Origin of the sequence: Saccharopolyspora hordei, from assembly GCF_013410345.1 — a bacterium.
GTDB classification, from domain to species: domain Bacteria; phylum Actinomycetota; class Actinomycetes; order Mycobacteriales; family Pseudonocardiaceae; genus Saccharopolyspora; species Saccharopolyspora hordei.
Genome location: NZ_JACCFJ010000001.1, coordinates 914,588 through 932,790, shown reverse-complemented (window position 1 = coordinate 932,790; position 18,203 = coordinate 914,588). Strand labels below are relative to the sequence as shown.

Here is an 18,203-nt window from a genome sequence, read left to right as displayed (position 1 = left end):
GTCGGGCCGCCGCGCCGGATCAGCGGGAGGCGAGGGCCGGGTCGGTGGCGAACGCCGCCAGCTGCTCCCACGTCACCGGGATCTGCGGCCGCGGGTTCGGGTCCTGGTCGTCGTCGAGGACCGGGTCGTCGTTGCAGGCGCTGGCGAAGGTGACGGAGCCGTCGAGCCGCCAGTGCTGCACCGTGATCGATCCCTCCGGATCCTCGGGGTGCGGCCGTGGGCCGTGCGCAGGACCGAGCCGTCCGGGAGCAGGACGCCTTCGCAGCGCGTGGCCGTGGTGTCCCGCGCGCAGGACTCCTCCGGCGAGACCGTCACCTCGCCCGGAGCGTCGTACTGGAGGGGCAGCCCGGTGCGGCCCTCCAGGACGTGGAAGGTCGTGGTGTGGAACAGGACGTCGTCCTCCAGCAGCCGGGGCACCGGCGTCGCCGGGTCCGCCGCCTGCGGGACCCGCTCGGGGAACGTCTGCGCCACGTGCTGCTGCAACCGGGCGGCGATCGCCTCGACCTCCTCCGGGGTGTGGTCCGGCGGCGTGGTGCCGGCCGGGGCCCCTCGATGTCCGGGACGTCGGCGGGTGCCGCCGAGGCGGCGACCGGCGTGGCGAAGACCGCGGCGGCCAGCGCCAGCGCGGTGGCCAGCGCGGAGCGCCGGCGTGCGGTGGTGGACATGGTCGTGTCCTCCTCGTCGTCGTGGTGCGGCGCGCACCCGGTGAGGGCGAGCTGCGGGTCGGTGACCAGCGCGGTGCTCGCGGCGGCGTCCAGCGGCGGCGCGTGCTGCGCGCTCGCGGTCGGGTCCGGCCGGGTGCCGCCGAGGGACGCGCGGACCGTCACGACCGAGCCGTCGACCCGGTCGTGCGTGGCTTCGCGGTCGGGCGCCCCAGACCGGGTGCCGGGTGGTGCGGTCCACGACGACGGACCCGTCCGGGCGGACCTGCCGGTCGCAGTGCTCGACGACGACCGGCGGGTCGGCCGCGCAGGGCCGCTCGGGCCGGCGGGTCACGACCCCGGGCCCGTGCACCGCCACGTGCAGCAGCACCGGCACCGGGCGCCCACCGGCGGCGACGCGGTCGAGCGGGACAACACGTCCACGGACGCGGGTGGTTCGGCCCGGTGCCCCGGAACCGCCTCGAACGGGCTCGGGGCACCGACGTCGCTGGTGCCCGGCACGTCGTGCGCGACCACCTCGACGAGGTGGCGCAGCACCCGCTCGCCGTGCGCCGCCAGCTCCGGTGCGGACACAGGACGAGCACCGCGCGCTGCCGCGGCGGGACCTCGGCCAGCGCGCGCCGCACCACGTCGCGGTCCCAGGCCCGCTCGCCGAGCTCGGCCGGGTCCGCGTCGCGGTCGCCGGTCTCCGGCGGGTCGGCGTCGTGCCACTCGGCGCGGCGCCACGGCCGCTCGCGCTCGTCCAGCCACACCCGCAGCAGGGCGACCCGCGCATACGCGTCCACTGTGGACATGTCGACCCGGCGCCAGGAACGGTAGAGCTCGAGCAGCGTCGTCTGCACGAGGTCCTCGGCCAGGTGCCAGTCCCCGCGGAACAGGTACGCCGAGCGGCGCAGCCACAAGGCCCGCTCGCTGACGAACTCGCGGAACGCCCGTTCCTGTTCGGCCCGCATCGACCACGTCCCCTTTCCGCGCGACCGCCGCTCCCCACGGGCGCGGCTCGCGCGGGGTTGCACGGACTCCCCGGACTCCGACGCCGGGGAGCGGGCCGAGGTGCCACCGACGCCCCGGGCGGTGGTGGTCCTGCGGACGTCCGGCCGAATATCGTTGTAACGCGACAACCGAGGACGAGGGCGCAGCAGGATGGACATCGACGTGGTCGACGGCGAGCGGCAGGACGTGTTCTGGATCGTCGGGATGGGGCTGACCCAGCGGCACGCGACGACCATGCGCCCCGGCGCGGTCTACGCCGGGCAGGTCGTGCCGGCGCTGTGCGGGGCGCAGCTGAAGGTCCCGCAGCCGACCCCGATCGGCCGCGACCCCCGTTCGAAGTCCATCACCGAGCGGTGCCCGGACTGCGCCGCGCGGATCGCCGAAGCCGACTACGCCGAAACCACCTGGGACTTCTGAGCGACCGCCGGCGGGACGAGCGGAAAATCGATCGCTCCCCGCGCCCGCCCGAACTTCCGTCGGTCGGAGCATGGCTCCCGCGAGTCCTGCCCGGTTCCTGTGGTCCCTGCTCGCACGGCGACCGGGACTGCTGCTGCTCGTCGCCGTCGCGGGCTCGCTCTGGATGCTGCCCACCGCACTGGCACCGCTCGTCGTCGGTGCCGCCCTCGACGAGGGCGTCCGACCGGGGGACGGGCAGCTGCGCCGCGAGGTGGTGCTGCTGACCCAGGAGCAGCACGTCTTCGCCTGCACGGTCCGGGAGAACCTGGCCCTGGCGGACCGGGACCTCACCGACGACCAGCTGGTCGACGCGCTCAAGGCGGTCGGGCTCGCGGAGTGGCTGCGGGCGCTGCCGGACGGGCTGGACACCGTGCTCGGCGCGGGCGGGCACCCGGTGCCCGCGGCGCGGGCCCAGCAGCTCGCTGGAGCAGGCACTGGCCACGCTGCTGGACGGCCGGACGGTGATCGCCATCGCGCACCGGCTGCACACCGCGCGCGACGCCGACCGCGTGGCGGTGATGTCCGAGGGGCGCATCGTCGAGCTGGGCAGCCACGCCGAGCTGCTCGCGGCCGACGGCTCGTACGCCGCGCTGCACCGGGTGGCTCAGCCGAGCTGAGAGCGCAGCATCCGGCGGGCCGCGCCGCGCGGGTCCGGGTCGCTCTCGATCAGCGCGTTGACCACGGCCCCGTCGACCAGCGCGATCAGCTCCAGCAGCCGCTCCCGGCCCAGTGCCATGCCGCTGCGCGCGAAGATCTCCGCCAGCAGGTCGTGCAGCTCCGCGCTGAGCTCGCGCACCAGCGGCGCGAGGTAGGGGCGCCGGGGCAGGCCGACCAGCCGCTCGTAGCGCAGCAGCACCGCCTCGACGCCGCCCTCCCGCGAGTCCAGGCCCAGCAGCATGTCGAGCATGAGCTCGATGACCGCGTCGGTGCTGCGGGGCTGGTCGGTCAGCTCGTCGAGGCGTGCCCGGCCCGCGGCGAGCTCCTGCCGCGACTCGTGCTCCACGGCGGCGCTGACCAGGTCGTCCAGCGAGGAGAAGTAGTAGGTGGTGGACGCCAGCGGCAGCCCGGCGCGCTCGGCGACCGCGCGGTGGCGGACGGCGTCGAAGCCGCCCTCGGCGAGCAGTTCCGCGGCGGCCGCCACCAGCGCCTGCCGTCGCCGCTCGCCCTTCGGGGTACTGGCCGCTGTCATGCCTGCCGATCCTATGCGCCACCGCGCGCGACCCGGTCACCCCGCGAATCCCCCGGCCCGGTGGCCGCGCTCAGTGGCCGGAGCCGGCGAGGTTGAGGCCGATGACGCCGGCCACGACAAGCACGATCGACACCGCCTTGAGCACCGAGAACCCGTCGCCGAGCCAGACCATGCCGACGATCGCGGTCAGCGCGGCGCCGATCCCGGTCCACACCGCGTACGCCGGGCCCGCGGGCAGCTCGCGCATCGCGTAGGCCAGGCCCGCGAAGCTCAGCGCGGCCAGCACGAGGAACGAGAGGGTCGGGACCAGGCGGCTGAAGCCGTGCGAGAGCTTGAGCGAGATCGCCCACCCCGCCTCGAAGACCCCCGACACCATCAGGATGATCCAGGCCATCGCCGGTCGCCCTCTCCCTCGGTCCGCCGCTTTCTGGTACGACCGTACCGGTCCGATGGTGCGCGCGGGTCGCTCGGTGAGGCAGGCAACCGCAGCGCAGGCGTGCGGCGGGGTCAGAACCGGCCGGCGAGCCCGTCGGCGATGAGCGGCAGGCGGGCACGGTAGGGCGCCGCCGGGGAGCCCGCGTCCGGGGCACTGCGCACCACGACGAGCTTGCCGCTGCGGGTCTGCCGCACCGACTGCTCGGAGCCGTCGGGACGCCGCGCGTCACCCGGTGTGGCCTGGTCCGGCGGCAGCGCGCCGGCCGGGGACACGATCACCGTCACCCTGCCCGCGGCCGCTCCCTCGCGGAGCTCGAACGACGCCACCTCGGCCCCGGACGGGCAGCTCGGCACCGACACCGGGGCGGTCGCCGCGGCCTCCGGCAGCTGCTCGGTCACCGCCGCCGCCACCGTCGCGTCCGGCCCGCAGCCACCCCCGCGCCGGGACAGCACGGCGGGCCCGTCCTCGCTGCTCGGCGAGGCCGGGGTGACCTGCGGCTGCGCCTGCTGGCTGGTCTCGGGCCCCGAGGGCAGGACGACGGCGACGCCCCCGGCGAGCACGCCCGCGGCCACCACCGTCGCCCCGACGGCCGCCACCCGGCGCCGCGCCGTGATCCGCCGCGACGCCCGCACCACGTCGTGCTCGTCGAACGACGCCGGAGGCACGGACTGCACCGAACCGCGAAAGAGCTCTTCGAGCTTGCGCTCGTCCACTACCCGCACCTCCTCACGCTGACCGCAGGTCCCCGAGCTCGTCGCCCAGCGCCTCGCGCAACGCCGCGAGCCCCCGGGCGCACTGGCTCTTGACGTTGCCTTCGCTGCACTTCATGACCGCCGCGACCCCGGCGACGTCGAGCCCCTCCAGGAACCGCAGCACGAGCACCGCGCGCTGCTTCGGCGGCACCTTCTGCAGCGCGACGAGCAAGGTCTGCTTGGTGGCCACCGAGTCGTCCACGTCCGGGTTGTCCGTCGGTCGGTCCGGCAGCACCTCCGCAGCCCGCTCCCGCCGCCACGGACGGCGGGACTCGTCGATCACCGCTCGCGTCAGGATCCGGCGCACGTACGCGTCCAGCGCGCCCTTGTCGCGCACCTTCCGCCAGTGCCGGTGCAGGGAGATGAACGCGGTCTGAGCGAGATCGTCCGCGCGGTGCCAGTCACCGCACATCATGTACGCCATCCGACGCACCGCCTCCCGCCGAGCCGCGAAGTACTCCGCGAACTCCTGCTCCTCGCGCTGGTCCACGCGGAACTCTCCGCTCATCAGTGCTTGCACGTCTGGGACGGGACGCCCGGCCCCAACCGTTGCACGCGCCGGCCCAGCGATCCACCCCCGCGATTCATACCGCAATCTCCCCGGTGGGCCGCGCCCGGCTGTTGCCCTCCCCCGGGGCAGGTGTGGTGTGATCCGTTCGTGACCAACCTGGCTCCCATCGACCTCCGCTCCGACACGGTCACGCGTCCCGACGAGAGGATGTCCGCGGCCATGGCTGCCGCGGAGGTCGGCGACGACGTGCTCGACCACGACCCGACCATGCGCCGCCTGGAGGAACGCGTCGCCACGCTGCTCGGCACCGAGGCGGCCCTCTGGGTGCCCAGCGGATCGATGGGCAACCTGATCTCGCTGGTGCTGCACCTGCAGCGCGGCGACCGGTTCCTCGCACCGCACGGCTCCCACGTGCTCAACTACGAGTTCGGTTCAGCGGCGTGGCTGGCGGGCGGCATGCCGCACCCGCTGGAGTGGAACGCCGGGCCGGGGCGCCCGACCCCGGAGACCGTGCGCAGCCTCGGCGAGTCCGGCTACGACACCCTCCGCACGACGCTGCTCTGCCTGGAGAACACGCACAACAGCGCCGGTGGCGCGGTGACGCCGCCGCACGAGCACGCCCAGCTGGCGGCCGCGGCCCGGGACAGCGGGCTGCGCGTCCACCTCGACGGGGCGCGGATCTGGAACGCCTCGGTCGCCCTCGGGCTGCCGCCCGCCGCGCTGGCCGTGGGCGTGGACAGCGTGCAGGTGTGCCTGAGCAAGGGCCTCGGCGCCCCGGTGGGCTCCGTCGTCGCAGGTGGGGAGGACTTCATCGCCGAGGCCCGGCGGGTGCGGCGGATGCTCGGCGGCGGGGTGCGCCAGGGCGGCGTGCTGGCCGCGGCCGGGCTGGTGGCGCTGGACCGCATCGACTCCCTGGCCACCGACCACGACAACGCCCGGTTGCTCGCCGAGGGCCTGGCCGAGCACGGCTGGTCGGTCACCACGCCGCAGACCAACATCGTGCTCGCCTCGGTGCCGGACGTGGCGCTGGCGCTGGAGCGGCTGTCCGCGGTCGGCGTGCGCGCGGTGTCGATGAGCGGCCAGATCCGGTTCGTCACGCACCGCGACGTGAGCAGGGCCGACATCAAGGAGGCGCTGCGGCGGATCGACGATGCCCGGATCTGAGGAGGAGCCCGTGCCGCGGTGGTGGTGTTCGACCACGGCGAGGTGATCAGCCGGGCGACGGCGGCGCTGCCCACGATGGCGGCGATGCTCGGCGTCGACGCCGCGGCCTTCGCGGCGGCGTGCTCCGCGGAGCGGACGGCCTACGACCGGGGCTGGAGCGACCTGGCGTACTGGCAGGCGGTGCGCGCGCGGCTGGACCGGCAGGTGGACGCCGCGCTGGCCGAGCGGCTGACCCGCACCGACGTGCTCGCTGGCTGGACCGACCCCGGGTCGCTGCGGCTGCTCGAGGAGCTGCACCGGCAGGGCGTCGCGCTGGCGCTGCGGTCCACCGCGCCGTCGGCGTTCGGGCGCGCGGTCGAGCGGGAGGACTGGACGCGGCTGTTCCGGCACCTGGTGTTCTCGGGCGACTTGGAGCTGGCGAAGCCCGGGCCGGCGGTCCACCGCGCGCTGCTGGAGGTCCTCGGCGCCGCACCCGGCGACTGCCTGTTCTTCGACGACCGCCCGGAGAACGTCGACGGGGCCCGGCGGGTCGGCCTGGCCGCCGAGCTCTGGCCCGGTCCGGAGGCGGCCCTGGAGCTGCTGCGCTCCCGCGCGGTCCTGACCTGAGCGGAGGTGGGGCACCGCCGCACCGGGGTGCCCCACCTCGCACCTAGGACTTGACCTGCTTGCGCTCCTTGGCCCAGCCGATCGCGGCGGTGGCGACGAACAGGACGCCACCGATCACCGCGAGCCAGAACAGGCCCTTGACGACGACGCCGGCGATCGAGATCACCAGCCACAGGACCAGCAGCCCGCCGATCACCTTCCACAACATGGCACCCACCTCAGTTCCGCCGCACCGACTCCGTCACCCCCACCCTGCCAGACGGAGGAGGCGGTTGGTCCGGATCGACGCGAGGACCGGGGGAAACCCAGGGATGTCCCGGACCCGCGGTCAGCCGGGCAGCCATGCCCCGAGGCGCTCCAGGGCGACCTCGACGTCCTCGGTGCTGCCCGCGAAGGACATGCGCACGAAGCGGTGGCCCCGCTCCGGGTCGAAGTCCGCGCCCGGCACCACCGCCACCCCGGTGTCGTCCAGCAGGCGGCGGCAGAACGCCGAGGTGTCGTCGGTGAGGTGGCCGATGTCCGCCCAGGCGTAGAACGCCCCGTCGGCCGGGGCCACCCGCGTGATGCCGAGCTCCTCGAGACCGCCCAGCAGCAGCTCGCGGTTCCGCCGGTAGCGCTCGACGTGCCCGGCGGCCTCGTCGAGGGCGTCCGGGGAGAAGGCCGCGACCGCGGCGTGCTGGGAGAGCGCGGGCGGGCAGAGCGTGAAGTTGCCGGTCAGGGAGTCGACGGCGCGGCGCAGCCGCGGCGGCACCAGCATCCAGCCCAGCCGCCAGCCGGTCATCGACCAGTACTTGGAGAAGGAGTTCACCACGATCGCCTCGCGGGAGGCCTCCCACGCCGAGTGCAGCGGGTCGCCGTAGCTGAGCCCGTGGTAGATCTCGTCGCTGACCAGCTGGACTCCGTGGGAGTGGCACCACTCCGCGAGACCGGCCAGCTCGGCGCGGGAGAGCACCGTGCCGGTGGGGTTCGCCGGGCTCGCCACGACCAGGCCGCGCACCGGCTCGTCGAGCTGCTCCAGCATCGCGACGGTCGGCTGGAAGCGGGTCGAGGCGTCGCACGGCAGCTCCACGACCTCGCAGCCCAGCGCGGACAGGATGTTGCGGTACGCCGGGTAGCCCGGGCGGGCCAGCGCGACCCGGTCCCCGGCGTCGAACGCGGCGAGGAAGGCGAGCAGGAACGCCCCGGACGCGCCGGTGGTCACCACCACGTCCTCGGCCTGCACCGGCAGCCCGTGGGAGCGGTCGTAGTGCGCGGCGATGGCTTCCCGCAGCGCGGGCACGCCGAGCTGCTCGGTGTAGCCGAGCGGATCGCCCTCGAGGGCCGCGGCGGCGGCTGCGCGGACCGCGCGCGGCGCGGGAGTGCTGGGCTGGCCGGCGGCCAGCGACACCACATCGCCCTTGACCCGCTGCCGCTCCGCAGCGGCCGTCAGGACCTCCATGACCTGGAAGGGTGCGACGTCAGCGCGCTGCGCGACGCCCAGAACCGCGGGATCGACCATGCGTTCAGCGTGCCAGGCCCGCCACGTCCCGGGGACCCCCGCCCCCACCGTCCGCAGCCGCCCCCTGCCGTGGGCACGCCCCGGCGTGTCGGGGCCCGACGCGCCGCGGGGGAGAGCGGTGCCGGTGGAGGTCGGGTGACGTGTCGGCGGGTCAGTAGCCGCGGTAGCCGCCACCTCGGGCCATCGACTTCAGGCCCGGGTGGTTCTCGAAGCCGCCGTAGCGGTCGAAGGTGTAGCGGACGCCCGCGATGATGTTGTCCACCGGGTTCCAGATGTCGCCGTGCCCCGGCAGCTTGTACCTCTGGAACGTCGGGTCGATGCACTGCATCAGGCCCTTCGACGGCGTGCCCTTGGCCGCGTTCGAGTCCCAGTCGTTGATCGCGTGCGGGTCACCGCCCGACTCCTTCTGGATGATCGTCCAGATCTCGTCGATGTCGTCCTCGGTGACCGGGACGCCGTTGGCCTGCAGGACCTTGATCGCTTCCCGGATCCACTCCTCGACGTTCCCCGGCGGCGGACCGCTGGACGGCGGGCCACCGCTCGGCCCGAGACCACCCTCGGAACCACCACCACCGCCGCCGTCGCTGCTGCCACCACCACCGCCGCCGGACGCGGCGACCCCACCCGAGCCGGGACCGGAACCGCCGCCCGACCCGGGCTCGGCGGGCGCCGCGGACTGCGGAGCCGTCGCCGCGGGCTCGGTCATCTCCCAGTCGACCGTCCGTCCCTCGCCCGGCGTGAACGGCTGGTCCCCGGCCTTCGGCAGCCGGGAGAACACGTCCCGCAGCCCGTCCGCGGCGCCCCGCAGCTCACCCAGCGCCCCGCTGAGCGCCGCGTTCGCCGCGTCGACCTCGCCCTGGGCGTCCTCCGCGTGCTCCTCCATCGCCTGGCGGATGGCCTCGTCGCGCCGCTCCGCCGCTTCCGCCTCCGCCGCGTCGTCGGCGGCGTGGGCGACCTCCTGCTGGTAGGCCTGCTCGGCGCGCCGCGCGTCGGCCAGCGCCCGCTCACCGATCGCGACGACCGCGTCCTTGGCGGCCTGCACCGCGTCGGCCGCCCGGTCGAGCACGTCGGCCGAGCCCTGCAGCGCCTCCCGGGCCTTGGCGAACCCGTCGGTGACCTGGTCCACGTAGCCGACGAAGGCGTCCGCGGACGCGCCCTGCCACGCGCCGTCGAGCCCCCGCACCGCCCGCACCAGCACGCTGCTGTGGTCGTCGGCCTTCCCGGCCGCCTCGCGCCAGCGGGCGCCGATCGCCCGGACCGCGTCCGGCTCGCTGTCCTCCACCTTGCGCAGCTGCTCGGCGAGCGCGCCGCCACCGGGCTTGCTCGCCACCTCTTCCGCGATCCCCATCGCACCCCCAGCTCAGCGGAACGACTCGGCGTTGGCCTGGTCGATCTCGTCCATGGTGCTGCGCACCGCGTCGAGCGCGCTGCCGGCGCTGCGCAGCAGCTCCTCGGCGGCGTGGAACTCCTCCGCGCCCGTGGTGTCCAGCTCGGTGATCGCCGCGGCGAAGCCGGCAGCCGCGTCCAGCTCGCCGAAGATCGCGGCGTCGACGTGCTGGCCCTCGAACCCGTCACCGACCGCCCCGACCGGACCCGCCTGGCCGTCCAGCGCCGCCCGGCAGTCCTCCAGCGCCGCCACGTTGTAGCCCGCCTGCGTCACGACTCCTCCTCACCCGGCCTTTCCGACGAGGGGGACCAGGCCCGAGGTTCCCCTGATCAGGAAAGCAGAAGAGGGGCCGCCCGTTGGTGGGAATCCCCGACCAACGGGCGGCCCCTCGCCCGGATGTCCGAAAGCGTCAGGCGGTCGGCACGGTGATCTCACCGCGGACCGCGCGCAGCGCGATGTCGGTGCGGTAGTGCGCCCCCGGCAGGTGCACGCCGTCGACCCGCCGGTACGCCGCCTCCCGCGCCGCCGCCAGGTCCTCGCCGGTGGCCACCACGGACAGCACGCGGCCACCCGCGGAGAGCACCGCGCCGTCCTCGCGGCGCCGGGTGCCGGAGTGCAGCACGCCCTGCCCGTCGCTGCCCTGGATCACGTCGTTCACGCGCGGCCGCCCCGGGTAGCCCTCGGCGGCGATGACCACGGTCACCGCGGCACCGGACTCCCACTCCAGCGGCGGGTGCTCGGCGAGCTCGCCGTGGGCCACCGCGGACAACAGCGAGGCCAGCGGCGTCTGCAGCAGGGCGAGCACCGCCTGGGTCTCCGGGTCGCCGAAGCGGCAGTTGAACTCGATCACCTGCGGGCCGCGGGAGGTCAGCGCCAGACCGGCGTAGAGCAGGCCGGAGAACGGGGTGCCGCGACGGGCGAGCTCGTCGACGGTCGGCTGCACGATGGTGCGCACCACGTCGTCGACCAGGCCTTCCGGCGCCCACGGCAGCGGCGCGTACGCGCCCATGCCGCCGGTGTTGGGGCCCGCGTCGCCGTCGCCGACCCGCTTGAAGTCCTGCGCGGGCAGCAGCGGCACCACGGTGGTGCCGTCGACCAGGCAGAACAACGAGGCCTCCGGGCCGTCCAGGAACGACTCCAGCAGCACCGGGTGGCCGCCGTCGAGCAGCTTCAGCGCGTGCGCCCGCGCCGCGTCGAAGTCGCTGGTCACCAGCACGCCCTTGCCCGCGGCCAGGCCGTCGTCCTTGACCACCCAGGTGGGCCCGAAGTGGGTCAGCGCGGTGTCCAGCTTGGCGGGGTTGTCCACCACCTCGCTGTGCGCGGTGGGCACACCGGCGGCGAGCATCACGTCCTTGGCGAAGGCCTTCGAGCCCTCGATGCGGGCGGCCGCCGCGGACGGGCCGAAGCAGGCGATGCCGGCCGCGCGGACCGCGTCGGCCGCGCCGGCGACCAGCGGCGTCTCCGGCCCGAACACGACCAGGTCGGCCCGCCACTTCGTGGCGAGCTCGACGATCTCGTCGGGCTTGGCGACGTCGACGCCGTAGTTCTCGGCCAGCGCAGCGGTGCCCGCGTTGCCGGGCGCGCAGGCCAGCGCCGTGACGGAGGGATCGCGGGACAGCGCCAGGGCGATCGCGTGCTCACGGCCACCGCCACCGATCACGAGGATTCGCACGAACCGCAGCGTAGAGCGTGCGGCAGGCCACGTCAGCGCTGCCCCCGCCAACCGGCCGCCCCACGACGTTCACCTGGCCGTCGACCGTTCGTCGCACCCGCTTGCGCGAACGGTCGATTGCGGCGGCCACGGTTCTGCACGAGTGTGCAGCGATCACCACGCTGCAGAGAGGCAGGGAGGCACCATGACGATTCGGGGACGCCTGGCGGCGCTGACCGCCGCCGCCGTCGCGGGGCTCGGTCTGGTCACCGCGCCCGCCGTCGCCGCACCGCCGGCCGACACCGAGGTGGTGTCGGTCTTCGGCCACCGCGGCGCGTCCGGGTACCGGCCGGAGCACACGCTGGCCTCCTACGAGCTGGCCGCCCGGACGGGCGCGGACTACATCGAGCCCGACCTGGTGCCGACCAAGGACGGCGTGCTGGTCGCCCGGCACGAGAACGAGATCAGCGGCACCACCGACGTCGCCGAGCACCCCGAGTTCGCCGACCGCAAGACCACCAAGGTCATCGACGGCACCGAGGTCACCGGCTGGTTCACCGAGGACTTCACGCTGGCCGAGCTCAAGACGCTGCGCGCCGTGGAGCGCATCCCCGAGGTCCGGCCGCACAACACCATCTACGACGGCCGCTACGAGGTGCCGACCTTCCAGGAGGTCCTGGACCTGCGTGACCGGTTGTCCCGCGAGCTGCACCGGGACATCGGCGTCGCCCCGGAGACCAAGCACCCGAGCTACTTCCGCGAGCTGGGCCTGCCGCTGGAGCCGGGCGTGGTCGAGGCACTGGACCGCAACGGGCTGAACCGGCCGGGCGCGAAGGTCGCGGTGCAGTCGTTCGAGGTGTCCAACCTCCAGGAGCTCGACGAGGAGCTGGACGTCGACCTGGTGCAGCTGATCAGCGACAGCGGGGCACCGCAGGACTTCGTCGAGGCGGGCGATCCGCGCACCTACGAGGACCTGGTGACGCCGGAGGGGCTGCGGGAGGTCGCCGAGTACGCCGACGTGATCGGCCCGGCCATCGAGGTGGTGCTGCCGGTGGGCGAGGACGGCTCGGTGGGCGAGCCGACGCCGGTGGTGGCCGACGCGCACGCGGCCGGGCTGGAGGTCGTGCCCTACACCGTGCGGGCGGAGAACGAGTTCCTGCCGGGGGAGTTCCGGTCCTCGGACGACCCGGCGGACTTCGGTGACGTCTTCGGCTTCTTCCGCGCGCTGTTCGACACCGGCATCGACGGGGTCTTCTCCGACCACCCGGACATCGCGGTGACCGCCCGCGACGACGTCGCCGAGCACTGACACCCCGGGGGTCCGCCGCGCGACCGGGCGTGGTCACCGGGAGGCCCGGTCGGACGCGACTCCAGCGGGAGCCGGGCACTCGACCTCCCGTGGGATCGCGGTCTCTCGCGCGGGGGCGCGCCACTGCGGCGCTGGTCGCGGGCGTCACGTGCTGTGATCAGCGTCGTAGTGGCGAGCCCCGGAGCGGGCGCGGCGCCTAACCTGTCCATGATGGACGGAGGTGTCACCCGGTGGTCCAACTGCTCCTCGTGCTGATCGGCGCACTGCTCGTCACCGCCCTGGCCCGCACCCGCGAGATCGCCGCACCGCTGCTGCTCGTCCTCGTCGGGCTGCTGGTGTCGTTGGTCCCCGGCACGTCCGAGCTCTACATCGACCCGGAGATGCTGCTCACCGTGGTGCTCCCCCCGCTGCTTCACGGCGCGGCGCTGGAGAGCTCCTACACCAACTTCCGCGCGCAGATCCGCAAGATCGTGCACCACGGCGTGCTGCAGGTGATCGCCACCTCGTTCGTGATCGGGTGGCTCGCCTTCACGCTCATCCCCGAACTCCCGCTGACCTCGGCGATCGTGCTCGGCGCGGTGATCGCCCCGCCGGACGCGGTCACCGCCTCCGCGATCGGCCGCCAGCTGAAGCTGCCGCGCGGCGTCATGACGATCCTCGGCGGCGAGAGCCTGATCAACGACGCCGCCGCGCTGACCATCTACCGGATGGCGATCGCCGCCGTCGTCGGCACCACGCCCACGCTCGCCAACGGGGCGCTGGTGTTCGTGCTCGCCGTGGTCGTGGGCGTCGCGCTGGGGCTGGTGTTCGGCGTGCTCGCGCAGGCCGCGCGCACCCGCATCCCGGACGTGCAGGTGGCGACCGTGCTGGGCGTGCTGGTGCCGTTCCTGGCCTACCTGACCGCCGAGGAGCTGTCCGGGTCCGGGGTGCTGGCCGTGGTCACCGCCGGGCTCTACGTCGGCCACAACCAGCCGCGCGCCCGCGCCGCGGGCCGCCTGCAGGAGCACACCGTCTGGGCCTCGATCAACCTGCTGCTGGAGAGCCTGGTGTTCGCCTACATCGGGCTGCAGCTCAAGACCGTGGTCGACGAGCTGATCACCTCTGGGCGGGACATCGGCTCGCTGCTGGTGGCCACGCTGGCGATCTTCGCCGCGACGGTCCTGTTCCGCGTGCTGTGGATGTACAGCTCGAACTACCTGCCCGGCCTGTCGCACCTGCTGAGCCCGGGCAAGCGACCCGGCGGGCGGTGGCGGCGCACCGCGGTGCTGTCCTGGGCGGGGATGCGCGGCGTGGTCACCCTCGCCGCGGCGGGCGCCATCCCGTACACCACCAGTGCGGGTGACCCGTTCCCGGCGCGGGACGTGATCCAGTTCGTCGCGTCGGTGATCACCGTCGCCACCATCCTGGTGCAGGGCACCACGCTGCCCTGGCTGATCCGCAAGCTGGACGTCATCGACCCCGACGAGGCGGCCCGCGACGACCAGGCCGAGGCCGAGGCGCGGGTGACGGCCACCAACGCGGCGCTGCGCTACCTGGACCAGCTCACCCCGGCGGACGTGGGCACCGACCCGGAGCGCTTCGAGCGCATCATCACCCGGATGAAGGCCCTGGTGGAGCACCAGGGCATGGCTGCGGCCGAGCAGGTCGGCCGGACGCCGGCCGAGCGGGAGGACACCGCCAGCCGCGGCTTCGCGGACCTGCGCCGCGACCTGCTGGAGGTGCAGCGCTCGGCGATGGCCGACGAGCGCGACGCGGGCAACCTCGACGACGAGGTCCTCCGCCGCGTCCTCCGCGAGCTGGACCTGCAGGAAGCAGCCCTCGACAGCTCCTGGCGCAGCCGCTGAGCCGAGGACCCGCGGAGGTGGGGGGCACCTCCCGCCGACCCAGTCGGTGAGAGGTGCCCTGCACTCCTGTCCGCGGCGGGGACGCGCGGTCCCCCGCGGTGGTCAGGCCATGGTGTGGCGGACGATGGTCTGGTCGCGGCCGGGGCCGACGCCGATCGCCGAGACCCGGGCACCCGCGAGCTCCTCGATGCGCTCGATGTAGGCCCGCGCGTTGGCCGGCAGGTCCTCGAAGCTGCGGGCGCCGCTGATGTCCTCCGACCAGCCCGGCACCTCCTCGTACACCGGCACCGCGTGGTGCACGCCGGTCTGCGTCATCGGCATCTCGTCGACGCGCTCGCCGTCCACGTCGTAGGCCACGCAGATCGGGATGGTCTCCAGCCCGGACAGCACGTCGAGCTTGGTCAGGAAGTAGTCGGTGATGCCGTTGACCCGGGTCGCGTAGCGGGCGATCACCGCGTCGAACCAGCCGGTGCGCCGCGAGCGGCCGGTGGTGACGCCGAACTCACCGCCCTGCTTGCGCAGGTTCTCGCCGGCCTCGTCGGCGAGCTCGGTCGGGAACGGACCGGCGCCGACGCGGGTGGTGTAGGCCTTGAGGATGCCGATCACCGAGGTGATCTTCGTCGGCCCGATGCCGGAGCCGGCGCACGCGCCACCGGAGGTCGGGTTCGACGAGGTCACGAACGGGTAGGTGCCGTGGTCGACGTCCAGCAGGGTGCCCTGCGAGCCCTCCAGCAGCACCGTCTCGCCGCGGTCCAGCGCCTGGTTCACCAGCAGCTTGGTGTCGGCGATCCGGCTGGCGAACTTCTCGCCCTGGGACAGCACGGTGTCGACGACCTCGTCGACGTCCATCGCCCGGCGGTTGTAGACCTTGACCAGGATCTGGTTCTTCACGTCGAGCGCGGCCTCGACCTTCTGCCGCAGGATCTTCTCGTCCAGCAGGTCCTGCGCGCGGACGCCGACCCGGGCGATCTTGTCCTGGTAGCAGGGGCCGATGCCGCGGCCGGTGGTGCCGATCTGCTTCTTGCCCAGGTACCGCTCGGTGACCCGGTCGATGGCCACGTGGTACGGCATGATCAGGTGCGCGTCGGCGGAGACCAGCAGCCGCGAGGTGTCCACGCCGCGCTCCTCGAGCCCGGCCAGCTCCTCCAGCAGCACGCCGGGGTCGACCACGACGCCGTTGCCGATCACGTTGGTCACCCCGGGAGTGAGGATGCCCGACGGGATGAGGTGCAGCGCGAAGTCCTGCCCGTCGGGCAGCACGACGGTGTGACCCGCGTTGTTGCCGCCCTGGTAGCGGACGACCCACTGCGCCTGCTCGCCGAGCAGGTCGGTCGCCTTACCCTTGCCTTCGTCGCCCCACTGGGCGCCGATCAGCACGATCGCCGGCATGTGAAACTCCAACCTGGACTGGGTGGTCGCCAGCGTGACCGCACGCTTCGCCCGCTCCCACCTCGGGGTATGCCGGTCGATCAGGGTAAACCAGGAGCGAAACGTGAGTACCACCGCATTGTCCTGCGGAAACGTTGACCGCGCAGCGCGTCCTTCCGGTGACGGTGTGCGATGGTTCGACGTGCCGGTCCGCCCGACCCGGCAGGACCTGGACCCGTTGCTGGCCGAGGCCTCGGACCGGCTGGTGGTGCACGGCACCGACGCCGACTTCGCCTCGGTGGTGCTCCGCCTGCTGCGCAAGGGCCGCCTGGCCGACCTGGTGGTGGGCTACGTGCCGGTGACCGACTCGCCCGCCGCCCGGTTGTGGGGGCTCACCCCCGGCGACTTCGAGCGGGCGCTCACCGCCGACCCCCGGCCGTCCGCGCTGATCCGCGACGACTCGGGCGGCGTGCTGCTCGGGGCCGGCACCATCGAGCCGATCACCGGCCAGGTGTACTGCGACGACGAACGGGTGCTCAACGGCCGCGCGCTGAGCCTCACGGTCACCCCCGACCCGGACGCCGAGCCGCTGCCGGAACCCACCTCGGACCCGATGAACGCGATGCTGGACCCGGCCACCGACGGGCTGGTGGTGACCACGGTGCGCCGCGGCCTGCTGCGCCGGCGCAGCGAGGTGACCAAGGGCCGCGCGGTCCAGGCGTCGTTCCTGCCGGGCACGGTCGTGCACGACGGCATGGAGCACCCGCGCCCGGCCGAGAAGTGGGTCTGGTACCGGCACACCGAGGACCTGCTGTTCGCCCGCTGAGCCCCGGGCTCACCCCGCCGTGCCACGGTGGCGCGCGTTCGGTGCGAGATTCACCAGGAAGTGACACGATCGGTGGCGATTTCACGCCAAGTCACCCACTGGCCACGCACCGGCATTGATCCGTCCACCTGCGTGGGCAATGGTCATCTCAAAACCGACGCCCACGCGGAGGAAGCCATGACAGGCACGTTGCGCGCGACCCTGACCGCCCTCCCCCTCGCAGTCGCCCTGGGCCTCGGCCTGGCCACGCCGGCCGGCGCCGAACCACCGGGCATCCCGGACCCGGCGACCGCCAAGGCCGCCCTCGCCGAGCTCGTCGTCGCCCCCGAAGGCTCGATGGACGGCTACGACCGGGACAAGTTCCCGCACTGGATCGAGGGCTCGGACGGCTGCAACACCCGGGAGTCGGTGCTCAAGCGCGACGGTGACGGCGTCGAGGTCGGCTCGGACTGCTACCCGACCTCCGGCAGCTGGTACAGCCCGTACGACGGCGAGACCTGGACCCAGCCGTCCGATGTGGACATCGACCACGTGGTGCCGCTGGCCGCCGCGTGGCGCTCCGGCGCGTCGGAGTGGACGCAGGAGCAGCGCGAGCGGTTCGCCAACGACCTGGACGGCCCGCAGCTCATCGCGGTCACCGACAACGTCAACCAGTCGAAGGGCGACCAGACGCCGGACGAGTGGATGCCCCCGCGTGCCGAGTACCACTGCACCTACGCCTCGATGTGGGTCGGCGTGAAGGACAAGTACCAGCTGACCGTCACCGAGGCGGAGAAGGCGGCGCTGCAGGAGGCCCTCGACGGCTGCTGATCACACCCGACCGGCCTGGTCGCTGCGCGAGCGCGGTGACCAGGCCGGACGCGTTCCCGGGGCGGGTCCCGCCGGGCCGCACCGGCGGGACCGCCGCTTGACACGCCGGTGCGCTGTTGCGAGATTGCGGGCATGTGCAAGATCGGGATCACCACGCCCGAAGGCGTCCCGGGGTGAGCCGGGGCGAGCATCCCCGGCACCTGCTGGACCACACCATCCACTCCCCGGTCCGGCTCTCCATCATGGCGCTGCTGGTCGCCGCCGAGCAGACCGAGTTCCGGCACGTGCGCGACACCGTCGAGGTCAGCGACTCCACCCTGTCCAAGCACATCGCGACGCTGCAGGCGGTCGGCTACGTCACGGTGCACAAGGGCAGCGTCGACGGCCGCCCGCGCACCTGGCTCGGCATCACCCGGACCGGTCGCGACGCCTACGAGTCGCACCTCGCCGCCCTCGGCGCGATCATCGAGGGGTCGTGAGGAGGGGCCGATGCCGGAAGCCACCGAACTGCGCTCGTCCATCGCCGCACCGCCGGGCGGGGTGATGACCGACGAGGTCGGCGTCATCACCGGTGACCTGGAGCTGGCCACCACCTGCCGCGACGGTGCGGTCGAGGTGTGGATCCGCTACGCCGGGGCCGACGAGTGGTACCGGATCTCGGCGGCGGACTGCCGGCTGCACGACCCGCGCGACCACGAAGCCCTGCACCACGCCGTGACCGCGGTGCTGCACCGGCCGTAG

Annotated in this window: 21 protein-coding genes and 1 pseudogene; 10 read left to right on the top strand and 12 right to left on the bottom strand. The window is 73.8% G+C overall.

From position 1 onward, the window contains the following. Positions 1–19: 19 nt before the first annotated feature. Positions 20–181: a hypothetical protein gene (locus tag HNR68_RS04380; RefSeq protein WP_179717867.1), complete on the bottom strand. Its 162-nt coding sequence runs from the start codon at positions 179–181 to the stop codon at positions 20–22. A 642-nt stretch (positions 182–823) separates the two neighbouring features. Next, positions 824–1,615: an RNA polymerase sigma factor gene (locus HNR68_RS04375; protein WP_179717865.1), complete on the bottom strand. Its 792-nt coding sequence runs from the start codon at positions 1,613–1,615 to the stop codon at positions 824–826. A gap of 190 nt (positions 1,616–1,805) precedes the next feature. On the opposite strand from HNR68_RS04375, the gene HNR68_RS04370 reads away from it, so the two are divergent. Both HNR68_RS04370 and HNR68_RS04365 read left to right on the top strand, forming a co-directional pair. Next, the gene (locus tag HNR68_RS04370; RefSeq protein WP_179717863.1) at positions 1,806–2,072 is read left to right on the top strand and encodes a hypothetical protein; all 267 of its coding nucleotides are present in this window, start codon (positions 1,806–1,808) and stop codon (positions 2,070–2,072) included. Positions 2,073–2,301: 229 nt separating this feature from the next. Beyond that, positions 2,302–2,728, top strand: a pseudogene (locus HNR68_RS04365) (ABC transporter ATP-binding protein); the annotation flags it as partial. On the opposite strand, the gene HNR68_RS04360 reads toward HNR68_RS04365, so the two are convergent. The 4 genes from HNR68_RS04360 to HNR68_RS04345 form a co-directional block, all read right to left on the bottom strand. Next, on the bottom strand, positions 2,716–3,300 hold the full coding sequence (locus tag HNR68_RS04360) for a TetR/AcrR family transcriptional regulator (RefSeq protein WP_179717861.1): 585 nt from the start codon (positions 3,298–3,300) through the stop codon (positions 2,716–2,718). The pseudogene HNR68_RS04365 and the gene HNR68_RS04360 sit on opposite strands and share 13 nt — an antisense overlap. Before the next feature lie 70 nt (positions 3,301–3,370). Then, positions 3,371–3,694 carry a DMT family transporter gene (locus HNR68_RS04355; protein ID WP_179717859.1) on the bottom strand — a complete coding sequence of 108 codons (324 nt, stop codon included), beginning with the start codon at positions 3,692–3,694 and terminating at the stop codon, positions 3,371–3,373. 113 nt (positions 3,695–3,807) lie between these two features. After that, positions 3,808–4,449 (bottom strand): hypothetical protein, encoded by a 642-nt coding sequence (locus HNR68_RS04350; RefSeq protein WP_179717857.1) that lies wholly within the window; start codon positions 4,447–4,449, stop codon positions 3,808–3,810. Between the two features lie 13 nt (positions 4,450–4,462). Further along, the gene (locus HNR68_RS04345; protein WP_179724645.1) at positions 4,463–4,978 is read right to left on the bottom strand and encodes a SigE family RNA polymerase sigma factor; all 516 of its coding nucleotides are present in this window, start codon (positions 4,976–4,978) and stop codon (positions 4,463–4,465) included. Between the two features lie 168 nt (positions 4,979–5,146). Between HNR68_RS04345 and HNR68_RS04340 the strand changes: the two genes are divergently transcribed. Both HNR68_RS04340 and HNR68_RS04335 read left to right on the top strand, forming a co-directional pair. Continuing rightward, positions 5,147–6,163 carry a GntG family PLP-dependent aldolase gene (locus tag HNR68_RS04340; RefSeq protein WP_179717855.1) on the top strand — a complete coding sequence of 339 codons (1,017 nt, stop codon included), beginning with the start codon at positions 5,147–5,149 and terminating at the stop codon, positions 6,161–6,163. A 75-nt stretch (positions 6,164–6,238) separates the two neighbouring features. After that, a complete protein-coding gene (locus tag HNR68_RS04335; protein ID WP_179724643.1) occupies positions 6,239–6,769 on the top strand; it encodes an HAD-IA family hydrolase in 531 nt (176 codons plus the stop codon). A 43-nt stretch (positions 6,770–6,812) separates the two neighbouring features. On the opposite strand, the gene HNR68_RS04330 is transcribed toward HNR68_RS04335, so the two are convergent. From HNR68_RS04330 to purD, 5 genes are all read right to left on the bottom strand, one after another. Next, positions 6,813–6,977 (bottom strand): hypothetical protein, encoded by a 165-nt coding sequence (locus HNR68_RS04330; protein WP_179717852.1) that lies wholly within the window; start codon positions 6,975–6,977, stop codon positions 6,813–6,815. Positions 6,978–7,097: 120 nt separating this feature from the next. After that, complete coding sequence (locus tag HNR68_RS04325; RefSeq protein ID WP_179717850.1) at positions 7,098–8,267, bottom strand: pyridoxal phosphate-dependent aminotransferase; 1,170 nt, start codon at positions 8,265–8,267, stop codon at positions 7,098–7,100. Between the two features lie 151 nt (positions 8,268–8,418). Further along, the gene (locus HNR68_RS04320) at positions 8,419–9,615 is read right to left on the bottom strand and encodes a transglycosylase SLT domain-containing protein (RefSeq protein WP_179717848.1); all 1,197 of its coding nucleotides are present in this window, start codon (positions 9,613–9,615) and stop codon (positions 8,419–8,421) included. Positions 9,616–9,627: 12 nt separating this feature from the next. Then, the gene (locus HNR68_RS04315) at positions 9,628–9,927 is read right to left on the bottom strand and encodes a hypothetical protein (protein ID WP_179717846.1); all 300 of its coding nucleotides are present in this window, start codon (positions 9,925–9,927) and stop codon (positions 9,628–9,630) included. Positions 9,928–10,063: 136 nt separating this feature from the next. Next, complete coding sequence (gene purD, locus HNR68_RS04310; protein ID WP_179717844.1) at positions 10,064–11,326, bottom strand: phosphoribosylamine--glycine ligase; 1,263 nt, start codon at positions 11,324–11,326, stop codon at positions 10,064–10,066. A 184-nt stretch (positions 11,327–11,510) separates the two neighbouring features. Between purD and HNR68_RS04305 the strand changes: the two genes are divergently transcribed. Both HNR68_RS04305 and HNR68_RS04300 read left to right on the top strand, forming a co-directional pair. Further along, the gene (locus HNR68_RS04305; protein ID WP_179717842.1) at positions 11,511–12,614 is read left to right on the top strand and encodes a glycerophosphodiester phosphodiesterase; all 1,104 of its coding nucleotides are present in this window, start codon (positions 11,511–11,513) and stop codon (positions 12,612–12,614) included. A 230-nt stretch (positions 12,615–12,844) separates the two neighbouring features. Then, positions 12,845–14,458: a Na+/H+ antiporter gene (locus tag HNR68_RS04300; RefSeq protein WP_179717840.1), complete on the top strand. Its 1,614-nt coding sequence runs from the start codon at positions 12,845–12,847 to the stop codon at positions 14,456–14,458. A 102-nt stretch (positions 14,459–14,560) separates the two neighbouring features. On the opposite strand, the gene HNR68_RS04295 is transcribed toward HNR68_RS04300, so the two are convergent. Continuing rightward, on the bottom strand, positions 14,561–15,847 hold the full coding sequence (locus tag HNR68_RS04295; protein WP_179717838.1) for an adenylosuccinate synthase: 1,287 nt from the start codon (positions 15,845–15,847) through the stop codon (positions 14,561–14,563). Positions 15,848–16,013: 166 nt separating this feature from the next. Here HNR68_RS04295 and HNR68_RS04290 point away from each other — a divergent pair, with 166 nt between their 5' ends. The 4 genes from HNR68_RS04290 to HNR68_RS04275 all read left to right on the top strand — a co-directional run bounded on the left by HNR68_RS04290 (position 16,014) and on the right by HNR68_RS04275 (position 18,203). Next, entirely contained in the window at positions 16,014–16,652 is a 639-nt protein-coding gene (locus tag HNR68_RS04290; RefSeq protein WP_343049931.1) for a hypothetical protein, read from the top strand. A gap of 177 nt (positions 16,653–16,829) precedes the next feature. Beyond that, positions 16,830–17,462 (top strand): HNH endonuclease family protein, encoded by a 633-nt coding sequence (locus HNR68_RS04285; RefSeq protein WP_179717836.1) that lies wholly within the window; start codon positions 16,830–16,832, stop codon positions 17,460–17,462. Between the two features lie 173 nt (positions 17,463–17,635). Further along, positions 17,636–17,941, top strand: coding sequence for a winged helix-turn-helix domain-containing protein (locus HNR68_RS04280; protein ID WP_343049930.1), 306 nt, complete (start codon positions 17,636–17,638; stop codon positions 17,939–17,941). Between the two features lie 10 nt (positions 17,942–17,951). After that, positions 17,952–18,203 carry a hypothetical protein gene (locus tag HNR68_RS04275; protein ID WP_179717835.1) on the top strand — a complete coding sequence of 84 codons (252 nt, stop codon included), beginning with the start codon at positions 17,952–17,954 and terminating at the stop codon, positions 18,201–18,203.